This window comes from Rhodanobacter sp. B04, from assembly GCF_002001125.1.
Taxonomy (GTDB): domain Bacteria; phylum Pseudomonadota; class Gammaproteobacteria; order Xanthomonadales; family Rhodanobacteraceae; genus Rhodanobacter.
Genome location: NZ_MUNV01000006.1, coordinates 309,262 through 325,481 on the forward strand (window position 1 = coordinate 309,262; position 16,220 = coordinate 325,481).

General features: G+C 66.2%; 8 protein-coding genes. 6 read left to right on the top strand and 2 right to left on the bottom strand.

What is annotated here, in order from left to right:
• Positions 1-4: 4 nt before the first annotated feature.
• From B0E46_RS04100 to B0E46_RS04110, 3 genes are read left to right on the top strand one after another with little or no spacing between them, the layout of a single operon-like run.
• Positions 5-3,196 carry an efflux RND transporter permease subunit gene (locus tag B0E46_RS04100; RefSeq protein ID WP_077554426.1) on the top strand — a complete coding sequence of 1,064 codons (3,192 nt, stop codon included), beginning with the start codon at positions 5-7 and terminating at the stop codon, positions 3,194-3,196.
• Positions 3,189-4,376 carry an efflux RND transporter periplasmic adaptor subunit gene (locus tag B0E46_RS04105; RefSeq protein WP_077554427.1) on the top strand — a complete coding sequence of 396 codons (1,188 nt, stop codon included), beginning with the start codon at positions 3,189-3,191 and terminating at the stop codon, positions 4,374-4,376. The genes B0E46_RS04100 and B0E46_RS04105 overlap by 8 nt, the downstream gene beginning before the upstream one ends.
• Positions 4,363-5,820: an efflux transporter outer membrane subunit gene (locus B0E46_RS04110; RefSeq protein WP_077554428.1), complete on the top strand. Its 1,458-nt coding sequence runs from the start codon at positions 4,363-4,365 to the stop codon at positions 5,818-5,820. The genes B0E46_RS04105 and B0E46_RS04110 overlap by 14 nt, the downstream gene beginning before the upstream one ends.
• 7 nt (positions 5,821-5,827) lie before the next feature.
• Here B0E46_RS04110 and B0E46_RS04115 read toward each other — a convergent pair whose 3' ends face one another.
• Together B0E46_RS04115 and B0E46_RS04120 are read right to left on the bottom strand one after the other, a co-directional pair.
• Positions 5,828-7,204, bottom strand: coding sequence for a S41 family peptidase (locus B0E46_RS04115; RefSeq protein WP_077554599.1), 1,377 nt, complete (start codon positions 7,202-7,204; stop codon positions 5,828-5,830).
• Between the two features lie 147 nt (positions 7,205-7,351).
• Entirely contained in the window at positions 7,352-8,593 is a 1,242-nt protein-coding gene (locus B0E46_RS04120; RefSeq protein ID WP_077554429.1) for a peptidoglycan DD-metalloendopeptidase family protein, read from the bottom strand.
• Positions 8,594-8,924: 331 nt separating this feature from the next.
• Here B0E46_RS04120 and gltB point away from each other — a divergent pair, with 331 nt between their 5' ends.
• The 3 genes from gltB to B0E46_RS04135 all read left to right on the top strand — a co-directional run bounded on the left by gltB (position 8,925) and on the right by B0E46_RS04135 (position 16,215).
• A complete protein-coding gene (gene gltB / locus B0E46_RS04125; RefSeq protein WP_077554430.1) occupies positions 8,925-13,370 on the top strand; it encodes a glutamate synthase large subunit in 4,446 nt (1,481 codons plus the stop codon).
• Positions 13,371-13,476: 106 nt separating this feature from the next.
• Entirely contained in the window at positions 13,477-14,916 is a 1,440-nt protein-coding gene (locus B0E46_RS04130; protein WP_077554431.1) for an FAD-dependent oxidoreductase, read from the top strand.
• 69 nt (positions 14,917-14,985) lie between these two features.
• Positions 14,986-16,215, top strand: coding sequence for a spore maturation protein (locus B0E46_RS04135; protein ID WP_077554432.1), 1,230 nt, complete (start codon positions 14,986-14,988; stop codon positions 16,213-16,215).
• Positions 16,216-16,220: the final 5 nt, after the last annotated feature.

Here is a 16,220-nt window from a genome sequence, read left to right on the forward strand (position 1 = left end):
CTCCATGCTGGGCATCGTGCGGATCGCCTTGTCGCGACCCTATACCTTCATTGTTCTCGCGCTGCTGATCCTGATCATCGGACCGCTTTCCGCGCTGCGGACACCGACCGACATCTTTCCGGATATCCGCATCCCGGTGATCGCGGTGGTGTGGCAGTACACCGGCCTGTCGCCGGACCAGATGGAAGGCCGCATCACTTCGCCCTACGAGCGGGTGCTGACCACCACGGTCAATGACGTCGAGCATATCGAGGCGAAATCCATCGCCGGCTTCGGCATCGTGAAGATCTTCTTCCAGCCGACGGTGAACATCGCCACCGCGAACGCGCAGGTGACCGCGGTATCGCAGACCCTGCTCAAACAGATGCCGCCGGGCGTGACCCCGCCACTGATCCTGAACTACAACGCCTCGACCGTGCCGATCATCCAGCTGGCCCTGTCGGGCAAGGGACTGACCGAGCAGAACCTCGGCGATCTCGCGCTCAACATCCTGCGTCCGCAGCTGGTGTCGGTGGCCGGTGCGGCGGTTCCCTATCCATACGGCGGCAAGACCCGCCAGGTGCAGATCGACATCGACCCGGCGGCGCTGCAGGCGCGCGGCCTTTCCGCAGCGGACGTGGCCAATGCGCTGGCCGCGCAGAACCTGATCACGCCGGTGGGCACGCAGAAGATCGGCACGTTCGAGTACACCTTGCAGCTCAACAATGCGCCGAGCGAGCTCAAGCAACTGGGCGACCTGCCGGTCAAGACGGTCAACGGCACCACCATCTACGTTCGCGACGTGGCGCACGTGCTGGATGGAAGCCCGCCGCAGACCAACATCGTGCACGTGGACGGCAACCGCTCGGTGCTGATGAGCGTGCTCAAGAACGGCTCGGCATCGACGCTGGCGATCGTCGCCGGGATCCGGCAGCGTCTGGAAGATGCGCGGTCGAGCCTGCCGGACGACCTCAAGGTGGCGCCGATCGGCGACCAGTCGATCTTCGTGCGCGCGGCGATCAGCGGCGTGGCGCGCGAAGGCATCATCGCGGCGGCGCTGACCAGCCTGATGATCCTGTTGTTCCTCGGCAGCTGGCGCTCCACGGTGATCATCGCGGTGTCGATTCCGCTGGCGATCCTGGCCTCGATCGCGGCGCTGTCGGCGATCGGCGAGACGCTCAACATCATGACCCTGGGCGGCCTCGCGCTGGCGGTGGGTATCCTGGTCGACGATGCCACGGTGACCATCGAGAACATCAACTGGCATCTGGAGCAGGGCAAGCAGGTCGAGCCGGCAATCCTCGACGGCGCGGCGCAGATCGTCACGCCGGCATTCGTGTCGCTGCTGTGCATCTGCATCGTGTTCGTGCCGATGTTCTTCCTCAATGGTGTCGCGCGCTTCCTGTTCGTGCCGATGGCCGAAGCGGTGATGTTCGCGATGATCGCCTCGTTCATCCTGTCGCGCACGCTGGTGCCGACGATGGCCAAATACATGCTGCATCCGCATGTCGACGAGCACGGCCAGCATGTCGAGGCGCCGCCGACGCGCAATCCGCTGGTGCGCTTCCAGCGCGGTTTCGAAGTTTCCTTCGAGAAGGTACGTGGCGGTTACCACGGCCTGCTGGCGATGGCGATGGCGCATCGGCGGATCTTCGTGACCGGCTTTCTGGCCTTCGTGGTGCTTTCGTTCGCGCTGGTGCCGATGCTGGGGCGCAACTTCTTCCCCGACGTGGATGCCGGGCAGATCCTGATGCACGTGCGGGGGCCGGTGGGCACCCGGCTGGAGCAGAGTGCGGAGCTGTTCGCGCAGATCCAGAAGAGCGTCAAGCGGATCATTCCGGCCAGCGAGCTGGGTACCCTGGTCGACAACATCGGGCTGTCCAACAGCGGCATCAACAATACCTACAACAACACCGGCACCATCGGCGAGCAGGACGGCGACATCCAGATTGCACTGAACGAAGGGCATCGCCCGACCGCCGAATACGTGCGACAGATGCGCGAGCGGCTGCCGCGGGAATTCCCGGGCGTGACGTTCTCCTTCCCGCCGGCCGATATCGTCAGCCAGATCCTGAACTTCGGTTCGCCGGCACCGATCACCCTGCAGATCCGCGGCAACAACCTGCCGGCGAACTTCAAATACGCCGACACCTTGCTGCGCGAGATCAAGCGCATACCGGGCGTGGTGGATGCGCGCATCCAGGAGTCGCAGGCCAATCCCGGCTTCAACATCGATGTGGACCGCACGCAGGCGCAACTGCTCGGCATCACCGAGCGCGACGTCACCAACAGCCTGGTGGTGAACCTCGCCGGTTCCAGCCAGGTCGCGCCGACCTTCTGGCTCAACCCGGCCAACGACATCTCCTACCCGATCGTGATGCAGACGCCGCAGTACACGCTCGACTCGCTGTCGTCGCTGCGCAATCTCTCGATCACCGGCAGCAACGGGGCATCGCAGGTGCTGGGCGGGCTGGCGACGTTGCGGCGGCAGACCACCAATGCGGTGGTCGACCAGTACAACATCCAGTCGGTCGTGCAGATCTTCGCGACCACGCAGGATCGCGATCTGGGCGGCGTGGCCGGCGATATCCAGAGGGTGTTGAACGGGCATGCCAGGGACCTGCCCAAGGGCTCGCATGTCGAGCTGCTCGGCCAGGTGCAGACGATGAACAGCGCGTTCTCGGGCCTGCTGTTCGGCCTGCTTGGCGCGATGGTGCTGATCTACCTGCTGATCGTGGTGAACTTCCAGTCGTGGAGCGATCCGTTCGTGATCATCACCGCCTTGCCCGCCGCGCTGGCCGGCATCGTGTGGATGCTGTTCGCCACGCATACCGCGCTGTCGGTGCCGGCGCTGACCGGCGCGATCATGTGCATGGGCGTGGCGACCGCCAACTCGATCCTGGTGGTGAGTTTTTGCCGCGAACGCCTGTTCGAGCATGGCCGTGCGCTGGACGCCGCGCTGGAGGCCGGTTACGTGCGCTTCCGCCCGGTGCTGATGACGGCGTTGGCGATGATCATCGGCATGGCGCCGATGGCGCTCGGCCTAGGCGAGGGCGGCGAACAGAATGCGCCGCTCGGTCGCGCGGTGATCGGCGGCCTGATCTTCGCCACGACCGCCACCCTTTTCTTCGTGCCGGTGGTGTTCAGCATCATCCACGCGCGTTATCACCATGCTTCTGCACCGGTGCCTGCTTCCGGAGAGCCCGTCCATGTCTGATTCAACCTTCCCCAAGGCTTCGCTGCCATCGCATCGCGGCATGCGGCTTGCCGGCCTGATCGCCGTGGTGGTGATCGTGGCCATCGTGATCATCGGCATCGCCACGCGCATCGTCGAGGCCAAGCGCCTGAAAGCCTGGACCGATCAGCAGACGGTGCCGACCGTCAATGTCGCTGCGCCCGAAAAGAGCGAGGCCGGCGCTCCGCTGGAACTGCCCGGACGCATCGAGGCGTACACGCAGGCACCGATCTATGCGCGCGTCGGCGGCTACCTGAAATCGTGGAAGGTCGACATCGGTGCACCGGTCAAGGCCGGTCAGTTGATGGCCGAGATCGAGACGCCCGACCTGGACCAGCAGTTGCTGCAGGCCAAGGCCGATCTGGCCAGCGCCCAGGCAAACGCGGCCCTGGCAGGCACCACCGCGAAACGTTGGCAGGCGATGCTCGGCTCCGATTCGGTCGCCAAGCAGGAAGTGGACGAGAAGACCGGCGATTTCACCGCCAAGCAGGCGCTGGCGCATGCGGCCCAGGCCAACGTGGACCGGATCGAGGCGATGAAGGGCTATACCCGCATCGTGGCGCCGTTCGATGGCGTGGTCACCGCACGCAATACCGACATCGGCGCGCTGATCAATCCCGGCAGCAGCAGTGGCCAGGCCCTGTTCGTGGTGTCCGATGTGCGCAAGCTGCGCGTCTACGTGCAGGTGCCGCAGAGTTACGTGCCGTCGATTCCGGCAGGTACTGCAGCGACACTCACGGTGCCGGAATATCCGGGCCGCACGTTCACCGCCAGGGTCGAGGCCTCCGCGCAGGCGGTCAATGCCGGTTCCGGCAGCACGCTGATCCAGCTGTCGGTCGACAACGCCGACGACAAGCTGATGCCGGGCAGCTTTGCCAACGTACGCCTCCATCAGGCTGTCAGTGAGGCTTCGCTGCGCGTGCCCGCCAGTGCGCTGATCTTCAACGCCAGCGGCCTGCGTCTGGCCACCGTGGATGCCGACGACCGGGTGAGCTTCAAGACGGTGACGATCCGGCGCGACTACGGCAAGAGCGTGGAGATCGGTTCCGGCCTGAGCGCCGATGATCGCGTGATCGACAGCCCGCCGGATGGTCTTGCCGATGGCGACCGCGTGCAGATTGCCGTTCCACCAGCTGCGGCCAAGTCCCATGCGAAAGCCTGAATTTGTCTTCGCCCTGATGGCGGGCGCCATGCTGGCCGGCTGTTCGCTGGCGCCGGCGTACAAGGTGCCGCTGGTGCCCGTGGCGACGTCCTATCAGGACAACGGGCCGTGGCAACAGGCGCAGCCTGCCGATCGGCTGCCGCGCGATCACTGGTGGCGGCTTTACCAGGACACGCAGCTCGATCAGCTGCAGCAGCGCCTGCTCGACAACAATGCCGACCTTGCCGCGGCACTGGCGCATTACCGGCAGGCGCAGGCGTATGACCTGCAGGCACGTTCGGGCCTGTTTCCGACCATCGGCGCCAGCGCCAACGGCCAGCGCGATCGCGAGTCGGATACCAAGCCGTTGCGCGGCGCCACCTCGCCGGCCGAGTACAACTCGTTCACCGCCGGCGCCGAAGTCGACTACGAGCTGGATCTGTGGGGCCGCGTGCGCAATACGGTCGAGGCGGGCAGGGACGAGACGCTGGCCGCCGCCGCCGACCTCGCTTCCGCGCAGCTCAGCCTGCAGGCGCAGCTGGCCGACAACTACATCCAGCTGCGTGGTCTCGACCAGCAGATTGCGCTGTTCCGGCAAAGTATCGCTGCGTACCAGAAGGCGTTGCAGCTCACCGAGACCTTGCACACCGGCGGTCTGGTGTCCGGGCTGGACGTGGCGCGTGCGCAGACCCAGCTGTCCTCGGCCAAGTCACTGTGGGCGCAGGCGCAGGCGCAGCGCATGCTGGTACAGGATGCGATCGCCGTGCTGGTCGGCGATTCGGCCGACCAGTTCACGCTGGCCGCGCAGACGGCGGAGATCGCCCTGCCGCAGGTGCCGGTCAGCGTGCCGACCACGCTGCTGCAGCGGCGTCCGGATATCGCCGCGGCGGAGCGTCGTGTCGCTGCCGCGAATGCGCGGATCGGTGTGGCTCGCGCCGCCTATTTTCCCTCGCTCACCTTGAGTGCGCAGGGCGGTTTCCAGAGCGCCCAGTATCCTGGCTTGCTGGCCGCGCCGAATTATTTCTGGGCGATCGGCCCGACGCTGTTCGAGACGATCTTCGACGGCGGCAAGCGCAAGGCCGGCGTGCTGGCGGCCAAGGCCGCGACTGATGAAGCCGGTGCGCGCTACCGCAGTGTCGCGCTGAACGCATTTGCCCAGGTCGAGGACAACCTGGCGCAGATCGCTCACGTCGGCGTGGCGAAAAGCGACCAGAAGGATGCCGCCGATGCCGCGCAGCATTCCGTGGACCTGGCGATGGACCGCTACAAGCAGGGCGCGGTCGGCTATCTCGACGTGGTGCAGGCGCAAACGACCGCACTGGATGCGCAGCGCAGCCTGCTCAACCTCGACACACAGCAATTGCGTGCCAGCGTGCAGCTGATCCGCGCGCTTGGTGGCGGCTGGTCGAGCGATCGGCTGGCCAGCCGCAACGTAGCCGTTCCAGCAGCAAGCGGCGCCCGCTGACCGAGTGTCAGCGGTCAGCGGGCGCCTTGCCCAGCGCCATGCCCTTCAGCACATTGAGCGCCTGCGACAAGGCGTAATCGCTGGTGGCAAGCTTGCCGTCGGCGGCGCTGCCATCGTCGTCGATATTGGTGCCGGCCTTGGCGTTCTCGTTGGCCAGGTGGTTCGGCAGGTCGGCCTCGGAGCTGATCAGCACCGGAGCACTGTCGGCCTTGTTCACGGTCAGGTCGGCCAGCGCGATGTCGGGCTTGATGCCTTCGGCCTGGATCGAGGTGCCGTTCGGCGTGTAGTAGCGCGCGGTGGTGATTTTCACCGCATGATCCGCATCCAGCGGCAGCACGGTCTGCACCACGCCCTTGCCGAAGGTGCGCTGGCCCATGATCAGCGCACGATGGTTGTCTTTCAGCGCGCCGGAGACGATCTCGGCCGCGGAGGCGGTGCCGTTGTTGACCAGCACGATCATCGGCGCGCCGTTGAGCTGGTCGCCGGGGTGGGCGCTGAAGCTCATGTTGGCGTCCTGCATGCGGCCGCGGGTGGTGACGATGACGCCGGCGTTGAGGAAGTCGTCGCTGACACCCACCGCCGCCGTGAGCAGGCCGCCGGGGTTGTTGCGCAGATCCAGTACCGCGCCCTGCTGCGCGCCGTTCTTCTTGATCAGCTCGCCGAGCTTGCGGATCAGGTCGCTGGCGGTGTCGTCCTGGAACTGGCTGATCCGGATGTAGGCATAGCCGGGCTCAAGCTCGCGCACCTTGATGCTGCTGATCGCGATGTTCTCGCGCACCAGGTGCAGATCGATCAGCTTGTCGCTGTTCGGGTGCACGATGGTCAGCGTGATCTTGCTGCCGGGCTTGCCGCGCAGCTGCTTGAACATGTCGTCGACATTCTGCGGATCGATCACCGTGCCGTTGATCTTGACGATGTTGTCGCCCGCCTTGATGCCGGCGCGTGCCGCCGGGGTGTCGTCGATCGGCGAGACGATGCGCAGGCCGCCGTCGACCTGCAATACCTCGATGCCCAGGCCGCTGTACTGGCCGGTGGTGTCCTCGTCGAGCTGGGTGAGGCCGTCCTTGTCCAGGTATTCGCTGTGCGGGTCGAGGCCGCTGAGCATGCCGGTGATTGCGGCCTTCATCAGGGTCTTGTTGTCGACCTTCTCCACATAGGCCTGACGCACCACCTCATAGACGCGGCTGAAGTTGCGGATGTCGTCCAGGTCCACCTGGTCGGCCGAGGAACTGGCATGGGCCGGCGTGTCGCTGGCAGACAGGTCGACCGGCGGCGCGGCCACGCTGGCGGCGCTGGCCGGCGCAGATTGTGCGAACGCGAGAGGTGTCGACAGCAGCGGCATGGCCAGCAGCAAGGCGATCTGGCGACGGTTGGAAAGATGCATGCGGGTGACTCCGTACAACAAGCGGTAATCGCGCGGCCACGCGACGGAAAGGGCTGACACTGCCTTGGACAACCGCATGCCGGCGTAATTCATCCGGCCTCGGTCATCGAGGGCATGTCGCTAGCCTGCGGCGCGCCGGAGCCGGCGTCAACGACGCTGGCTCAGCCAGCTGCGCGGATCGACCGGCTGGCCATCCTTGCGCAGTTCGAAATACACCCCGGTATTGATCCCGGTGGGTGGACTGGCGGTGCCGATCGTCTCGCCGGCCTCGACCTGGTCGCCGACCCCGTGCAGCAGCGTCTCGTTGTTGCCGTACATGCTCATCCAGCCGTTGCCGTGGCTGACGATCAGCAGCATGCCGTAGCCACGCAGGAAGCCGGCGTAGATCACCCGGCCGCGCGCCACCGCGTGGATCTCGCTGCCGCCACCGGCCTTGATCAGCACGCCGCTGCCGTAACTGTGGACATCGCCGCTGGCCGGCCATGGCAGGTTGCCGCGGATGTTCGCGCTGGCGCCGCCGACCTCGATCGGCGGTGGCGGCAGCTTGCGCCCGGGATACTTCTTGGCGGCCGCCGCGCGCGTCGCAGCCTCGCGCGCGGCCGCTTCGCGCGCAGCCTCGTCGATCGCCTTCTGCAGCTTGTCGACGAGGTTGTTGAGCGATTGCGCGTTCTGCTTCATCGCGGCCAGCCGCTGTGCCTGGTCCTTGTATTGCGCATCGGTATCGGCAGCCAGCTTCTGTTGTGCGGCGCGTTGCTCGGCCAGCGTCTTCGCCTGCTGCTCGCGTTGCGCCTTGGTGGCCTGCAGCGCCTGCTGCTCGGCGGTGATCGCGGTCTCCAGCTCCTGCAACTTGGCCAGGTCGGCCATCAGCTGCTGCACGCGCTGCACCCGATCCTGCTGGAAGTATTTCGAGTAGACCAGGGCGCGTGAGATGCGTGCCACGTCTTCGTCGCCCAGCAGCAGGCGCAGGTCGGACCCCTGGCCAAGCGCGTAGGTGGCACGCAGCAGGTCGGCAATCGCCGCACGCTGGCCATCCAGGGTCTGTTTCAGGGTGGCTCGCTGCTGTTGCAGCTGATCCAGCTGTTGCTGCTTGGCACTGAGCTCGGCATCGGTCTGACGCACCGCCCGCGCGGCGCCGGCCAGCGCATTGGCCTGCTTGGCCAGTTCCGCATTGACGCTGTCGCGACGAGCGGCGGTATCGGCCTGCTGTTTCGCGAGCGCCTCCATCTTGCTGCGCAGGTCGGCCAGTTTCTGCTTCGCTTCGGCCTGTTCGGCCTGGCTCTGGCTGTCCTGGCGCGCCAGCGCGGGGGGTGCCATGCAGGCGCCACCGAGGGCGATGCTGGCCAGCAGGCAGGGAAGGAAGGCGCGAGTGATGCGATTGGGCGTGGGCATGCGCCGATTATCGTCGAGCCGGGCGGTTGGAGCGAGCCGGGAACGGCGAGAAGGCACGTCCGCCACACTGGTATGGTCGAAAAGCCGCCACAGGCCGCCACATCGGCACACTGGTTGTGCGGATGTCGATGCGGCAGCGGTGAGTCACGCTTGATCCCGGCAGGCATGATCGACGGATGACAATCGCACGCGCAGGCATATAGCCGTCCAAATAACTTTTGACGCGACGCAACAACTGTGCTTTAGTCGGGCCACACCACGTGTGCAGCCACGGTGCTGATGGCATCGCTGGCCGCGCGCGCCCAGCATATCCGTTCGCCGGAGAGGCAAGATGGCGCAGGCAGGCAACACCACGTTGTATGACGCCGCGTTCGAGCACGACAGCTGCGGCTTCGGGCTGGTCGCGCAGATCGATGGTCGCGCCAGCGCGTGGGTGGTCGACACGGCCTTCGCGGCGCTGGCGAAGCTTTCGCATCGCGGTGCAGTGAATGCCGACGGCGTCAGTGGCGATGGCTGCGGTGTGCTGATCCATCGGCCGCACGACTGGTTGCGCGCGCTGGCGAATGAATCGGGCATCGCCGTTGGCGAACGCTTCGCCGCAGGTCTGGTGTTTCTCGATCCCGCCGGTGGCGAGACAGCGGTGCAGGTGCTCGAACGTCATCTGATGGAAGAGGGCGTGGTTGTTGCTGGCTGGCGCGAGGTGGCAGTGCATGCGGAGGCTTGTGGCCCGCTGGCCGCCGCCGCGCAGCCGCGCGTGCGCCAGGTGTTCGTGAATGCCGGTGCCGCGATGGGCGACGAGACGTTCGAATTGGCGTTGTTTCGTGCGCGGCGCCGTGCCGAGACCGCGCTGGCCGACGATCCGCAGTTCTATGTGGTGACCCTGTCGGCGCAGGTGATCGGCTACAAGGCGATGGCCGCACCGGGACGGCTGCGTGAGGTGTTCGCCGATCTCTCGCATGCCGCGCTGGTGGCGGACGCGGTGGTGTTCCATCAGCGTTTTTCCACTAACACCACGCCGCAATGGCGGCTGGCGCAGCCGTTCCGCCTGCTTGCCCACAATGGCGAGATCAACACGATCCGCGCCAACCGGCGCTGGATGCAGGCGCGCGAGTCGATCATGCGCTCGCCGCGGGTGGATCTTTCGGACATCGGGCCACTGGTGCGCCAGCAGGGTTCGGATTCGGAAAGCCTGGACAACGCCCTGGAAGTGCTGCTGGCCGGCGGCCTCGACCTGCTGGCCGCGATGCGCGTGCTGGTGCCGCCCGCGTTCGCCGCGCGCGAAGGCATCGACGAGGACCTGGCCGCGTTCTACGAGTACTACGCGCTGCACAGCGAGCCGTGGGACGGCCCGGCCGGGCTGGTGATGTGCGACGGCCGCTATGCCGCCTGCACGCTGGACCGCAACGGCCTGCGTCCCGCGCGTTGGGCGCGGTCGGCCGACAACCACCTGATCGTCGCCTCCGAAGCCGGCCTGTGGGATGTGCCGTCGGCGCAGGTGGTCGCCAAGGGCAGGTTGGCGCCGGGCGAGATGATCGCGGTGGATTTCGACACGCATCGCCTGCTGCGCGATGCCGACATCGACGACATCAACCGCCGTCGCGCGCCCTACCGCGACTGGCTGCGTGCCGGCGTGAGCTACCTGGAGTCGGATCTGATCGATCCCTCGCTGGCCGCCGAACCGCTGCCCGCGGACGAACTGCACTGCTACCAGAAGCTGTACGGTCTTTCGCGCGAGGAGCGCGAGACCGTGCTGAAGGTGATTGCCGAGCTCGAGGCGGAGGCTACCGGTTCGATGGGCGACGACACCCCGGTGGCGGCGATGTCGCGCCAGGTGCGGCCGTTGTTCGACCGTTTTCGCCAGGCCTTTGCGCAGGTCACCAACCCGCCGATCGATCCGTTGCGCGAAAAGCTGGTGATGTCGCTGGTCACCCAGATCGGCGCGGAAGGCAACGTGTTCGAGCTGAAGCCGGAGAACGCGAAGCAGATCCTGATCAATTCGCCGATCCTGTCGCAGCGCAAGCTGCGCCAGTTGCTGGCGCTGCCGCCGTTCACCGGCACGCCGCGCTTCGACCTGATGTATGCGCCGGAAGAAGGGCTGGAGGCGGCGCTGCGGCGGCTTTGCCGCGAGGTAGCCGAGGTGGTGCGCGGCGGTGGCGCGCTGGTGTTCCTCAGCGACCGCTATCCGGAACGCGACAAGTTGCCGATCCACTCCCTGCTCGCCACCGGTGCGGTGCATGCGCACCTGATCGAGCAGGGCCTGCGCTGCCAGTGCAACCTCATCGTGGAAACCGCCACGCCGCGTGATTCGCACCAGTTCGCCTGCCTGCTCGGTTTCGGCGCCACCGCGATCTATCCCTGGCTGGCCTACCAGAGCCTGTTCGAACTGGGCCACGATGGGCACATCGACGGCGACCGGCTGGAAATCGGCCGCAGCTACCGGCGGGGCATCCGCAAGGGGCTGCTGAAGATCCTTTCCAAGATGGGCATCTCGACCGTCGCCGGCTATCGCGGAGCGCAGCTGTTCGAGATCGTCGGGCTGGCGCCGGAAGTGGTGGCACTGTGCTTCCCAGGCACGCCTTCGCGCATCGGTGGCGCCGGCTTCGCCGAGCTGCAGCACGAGCAACGTCTGCTGGCTGCGGAAGCGTGGAACCGCACCCTGCCGTTGCGTGCCGGCGGCCTGTACAAGTTCGTGCACGGCGGCGAGTACCACATGTACAACCCGGACGTGATCGCCAGCCTGCAGAAGGCGGTGCGCAGCGGCGATCCGGCCGATTACCGCACCTATGCCAATTACGTCGATCATCGGCCACCGTCGGCCTTGCGCGACCTGCTTGGCGTGAAGCCGGCCACGTCGCCGATTCCGCTGGATGAAGTGGAATCGGCCGAGGCGATCCTCAAGCGCTTCGATTCGGCCGGCATGTCGCTCGGCGCGCTGTCGCCGGAGGCGCACGAGTCGCTGGCGATCGGCATGAACCGGCTGGGCGCGCGCAGCAATTCCGGCGAGGGCGGTGAGGATCCGGCGCGCTACGGTACCGAGAAGATGTCCAAGATCAAGCAGGTCGCCTCCGGCCGCTTCGGCGTCACGCCGGCGTACCTGGTCAACGCCGAAGTGCTGCAGATCAAGATCGCGCAAGGTGCCAAACCGGGCGAAGGGGGTCAGCTTCCCGGCCACAAGGTCGATGCCACCATCGCGCGGCTGCGTTACGCCAAGCCCGGCATCGGCCTGATTTCGCCGCCGCCGCATCACGACATCTACTCGATCGAGGATCTGGCACAGCTGATCCACGACTTGAAGGAAGTGAACCCGACCGCGTTGATCTCGGTGAAGCTGGTTTCGCATGCGGGCGTCGGCACGGTGGCTGCCGGCGTGGTGAAGGCCGGCGCCGATCTCATCACCATCTCCGGCCACGACGGCGGCACCGGCGCCAGCCCGCTCACCTCGATCAAGTACGCCGGCACGCCGTGGGAGCTGGGTCTGGCCGAGACGCAGCAGACCCTGCGTCGCAACGACCTGCGAGGCCGCGTGCGGCTGCAGACCGACGGTGGTCTTAAGACCGGTCTGGACGTGATCAAGGCCGCCCTGCTCGGCGCCGAAAGCTTCGGCTTCGGCACCGGCCCGATGGTGGCGTTGGGCTGCAAGTACCTGCGCATCTGCCATCTCAACAACTGCGCCACCGGTGTCGCCACGCAGCATCCCATATTGCGCAAGGAGCACTTCATCGGCCTGCCGGAGATGGTGATGAACTATTTCCGCTTCGTCGCCGCGGACGTGCGTGCGCATCTGGCCCAGCTGGGCGTGCGCAGCTTGGGCGAGATCGTGGGCCGCACCGATCTGCTGGAACAGCTCGAAGGTGTCACGCCGGTGCAGCACAAGCTCGACCTCACGCCGTTGATCGATGGCCTTGGGCTCGGCGCGAGCAGCGACTTCGCCTGCACGCTGGCGCGCAATCCGGTGCGCGACGAGGCCGCGCTGGCCTCGCGCATCGCGGCGGACACGGCGCCACTGGTGGAACTGGGTGAAGGTGGTCACTTCAGCTACACGATCGCCAATACCGATCGTGCGATTGGCGCGCGGTTGTCCGGTGCCATCGCGCGCCGGCACGGCGACCACGGGATGGACGAACACGCGATCGTGCTGAATCTGGAAGGCGCGGCAGGACAGAGTCTCGGTGCATGGAATGCCGGGGGCGTGCATATCGACCTCACCGGCGAGGCCAACGATGGCGTCGGCAAGGGCATGGCCGGCGGCCGCATCGTGGTACGCCCGCCGCAGGACTCACCGTTTGCCAGTCAGGATGCCGTGATCATCGGCAACACCTGCCTGTACGGGGCCACCGGTGGCGAGCTGTTCGCCGCGGGCCGTGCCGGTGAGCGCTTCGCGGTGCGCAATTCCGGCGCGCTGACGGTGGTGGAGGGCGCTGGTGACCATTGCTGCGAATACATGACCGGTGGCGTGGTGGCCGTGCTCGGCAAAGTCGGCCTGAACTTCGGAGCGGGCATGACCGGCGGCTTCGCCTACGTGCTCGATCTCGAGCGTGATTTCGTCGACTGCTACAACCACGAGCTGGTCGACATCCTGCGCATCTCGCCCGAGGGCATGGAGAACTACATGCAGCATCTGCGCGGTCTGGTCACGCGCCATGTGGAGCTGACCGGCAGCGACTGGGGGCGCCAGGTGCTGCGCGATTTCCGCGGCCTGCAATACAAATTCTGGCTGGTGAAGCCGAAGGCCGCGAGCCTCGCGGCGCTGGCCGAAGAGTTGCGGAGGGCGGCATGAGGAAGAGCGAGGAGAAAGTGGAGAGGAGTGAGAAGAGAGAGCGAGTTGCCATGGCTTCGCTTTCTCCCCCTCCTCACTCCTCTTCCCTCACTTCTGGAGTCATCCCATGAGCGACAAACTTTTTCAGTTCCTCGACCTGCCGCGCCAGCCGCCGAAGGCGGTGCCGGTGGCGATCCGCGTGCTCGGCTACGGCGAGATCAGCGGCGACTTCGCGCCCGCTTCGGCAGTCGGCCAGGCCGAGCGCTGCCTCGATTGCGGGAACCCGTATTGCGAGCACGCCTGCCCGGTGCACAACTACATCCCGGACTGGCTGAAGCTGGTGCAGGAAGGGCGCCTGTTCGAGGCAGCCACCCTGATGCACGAGACCAACCCGTTGCCGGAGATTTGCGGACGCGTGTGTCCGCAGGATCGTTTGTGCGAAGGCGCCTGCACGCTGGAGCAGGGCGATTTTGGCGCGGTGACGATCGGCAGCATCGAACGCTCGATCACCGACGAAGCCTTTCGTCAGGGCTGGCGTCCGGATCTGTCCGGCGTGGTGGAAACCGGTCGGCGTGTGGCGGTGGTCGGTGCTGGCCCAGCCGGTTTGTCATGCGCGGATCGTCTGCGTCGCGCCGGTATTGCAGTAGATGTATTCGATCGCCAACGCGAAATCGGCGGTCTGCTCACCTTCGGCATTCCGCCGTTCAAGCTGGACAAGGCAGTGGTGCGCACGCGTCGCGAAGTGCTGGAAGGGATGGGCGTGCAGTTCCATCTCGGCGTGGAGATCGGCCGCGACATCGCGTTCGGGAGCCTGCTGGCCGATTACGACGCGGTGTTCATCGGCACCGGCGCTTATACCTTCGTCGATGGCGAGCTGCCGGGGCGCGAACTCGCTGGCGTGCATGACGCACTGCCGTTCCTGATCGCCAACGCCCACCGCCTGCTCGACGATCAGCCGGTGCCGCCGGCGCTCGATCTCAACGGCAAGCATGTGGTGGTGCTCGGTGGCGGCGACACCGGCATGGATTGCAACCGCACCGCGATCCGCCTCGGCGCGGCGTCGGTGACCTGCGTCTATCGGCGTGATGAGGCGAGCATGCCCGGCTCGCGGCGTGAGGTGGCCTACAGCCGCGAGGAAGGCGTCGACTTCCTGTTTCACCGGCAGCCGCTGGAATTGCTCGGTGAGCAGGGCAGGGTGTGCAGCGTGCGCGTGGTGACCACCGAACTGGTTGACGACGGTAATGGCCGGCTATGCCCGCGCAATGTCGAAGGCAGCGAAACCGAACTGCGTGCCGACGTGGTGATCCAGGCATTCGGTTTTCGCCCGAGTCCGCCGGCCTGGTGCGCTGAACATGGCATCGCGCTGGATGCCAGCGGTCGCATTCGCGCTGGCGGCACTGGTCGGTTGCCATTCCAGACCGGCCACCCGCGGGTATTCGCCGGTGGCGACAACATGCGTGGTGCCGACTTGGTGGTGCGCGCCGTGCATGACGGACGTGAGGCCGCAGGTTCGATCGTGCAGGTGCTCAATGAGTTGGCGGCAACGACGATCAAACAAGTCGCCTGAAGGCTGTGCTGTCCAAACCTGCGTCAGGTTGATTAAGCTCCAGCCCGATGACGGCCAACGGCGTGTGGTGTGCTCAATAGACTCTGGCTTGGGTTTTTCCTGACTGCCGCGCTGGCGGCACTGTCGCGCTGGCTGATCGGTGGCGACGAGGGCGTATTCGCCGCCGTGGTCGGCTCGCTGTTCGACATGGCCGATCTGTCGGTGAAGGTGATGCTGCTGCTGTTCGGCACGCTGACCTTGTGGCTGGGCTTCCTCAATATCGCCGAACAGGCCGGCCTGGTCGATCGCCTGGCGCGGCTGCTCGGGCCGCTGTTCGCGCGGCTGATGCCGGGCGTGCCACGCGGCCATCCGGCGATCGGCCTGATCACGTTGAACTTCGCCGCCAATGCGCTGGGGCTGGACAATGCCGCCACGCCGATCGGACTGCGTGCGATGCGCGAGCTACAGACGCTGAATCCTTCGACGGATACCGCGAGCAATGCGCAGATCCTGTTCCTGGTACTTAACGCCTCGTCGTTGACGCTGTTGCCGGTGACCGTGTTCATGTATCGCGCGCAGGCCGGTGCGCACGATCCGACCCTGGTGTTCCTGCCGATCCTGCTGGCGCATTTCGCCGCCAACCTCGCCGGGCTGCTGTCGGTGGCCTATATGCAGCGCCTGAAACTGTGGGATCCGGTGGTGCTGCTCTGGCTGGGCGGTGGCGCGCTGCTGCTTGGAGGCTTCATCGCGCTGCTGACATCGCTGACGGCGGCGGCACTGGCTTCGTTGTCCGCGCTGCTCGGCAACCTGATGCTGTTCGGTGTGGTCATCGCGTTCCTGTGTGCCGGCGCGTACAAGAAGGTGCCGCTGTTCGAGAGCTTCGTCGATGGCGCAAAGCAGGGTTTCGAGGTGGCGAAAGATCTGCTGCCGTACCTGATCGCGATGCTGTGTGCGGTCGGCGTGCTGCGCGCCTCCGGCGCGCTGGATTTCGCGCTGGCTGGCATTCGCTGGCTGGTCCTGCATGCGGGACTGGACGATCGTTTTGTCGATGCATTGCCGACGGCGCTGGTCAAGCCGTTTTCCGGCAGCGCCGCGCGTGCGATGCTGATCGAGACGATGCATCATTCGGGTGTCGACAGTTTTCCCGCGTTGCTGGCTGCCACGATCCAGGGCAGTACCGAGACCACCTTCTATGTGGTGGCTGTGTACTTCGGCGCCGTCGGTATCAAGCGCGTTCGCCATACGGTCGGTTGCGCGCTGCTGGCCGATCTGGCCGGCGTGCTCGCCTCGATCGCGGTCTGTTACTGGTTTTTCGGCTGAAGGAA

Bases quoted from the DNA above. Each gene is read 5' to 3' on its own strand.
- B0E46_RS04130 (WP_077554431.1), top strand. From the start codon at position 13,477: ATGAGCGACAAACTTTTTCAGTTCCTCGACCTGCCGCGCCAGCCGCCG.
- gltB (WP_077554430.1), top strand. From the start codon at position 8,925: ATGGCGCAGGCAGGCAACACCACGTTGTATGACGCCGCGTTCGAGCAC.
- B0E46_RS04110 (WP_077554428.1), top strand. From the start codon at position 4,363: ATGCGAAAGCCTGAATTTGTCTTCGCCCTGATGGCGGGCGCCATGCTG.
- B0E46_RS04115 (WP_077554599.1), bottom strand. From the start codon at position 7,204: ATGCATCTTTCCAACCGTCGCCAGATCGCCTTGCTGCTGGCCATGCCG.
- B0E46_RS04105 (WP_077554427.1), top strand. From the start codon at position 3,189: ATGTCTGATTCAACCTTCCCCAAGGCTTCGCTGCCATCGCATCGCGGC.
- B0E46_RS04100 (WP_077554426.1), top strand. From the start codon at position 5: ATGCTGGGCATCGTGCGGATCGCCTTGTCGCGACCCTATACCTTCATT.
- B0E46_RS04120 (WP_077554429.1), bottom strand. From the start codon at position 8,593: ATGCCCACGCCCAATCGCATCACTCGCGCCTTCCTTCCCTGCCTGCTG.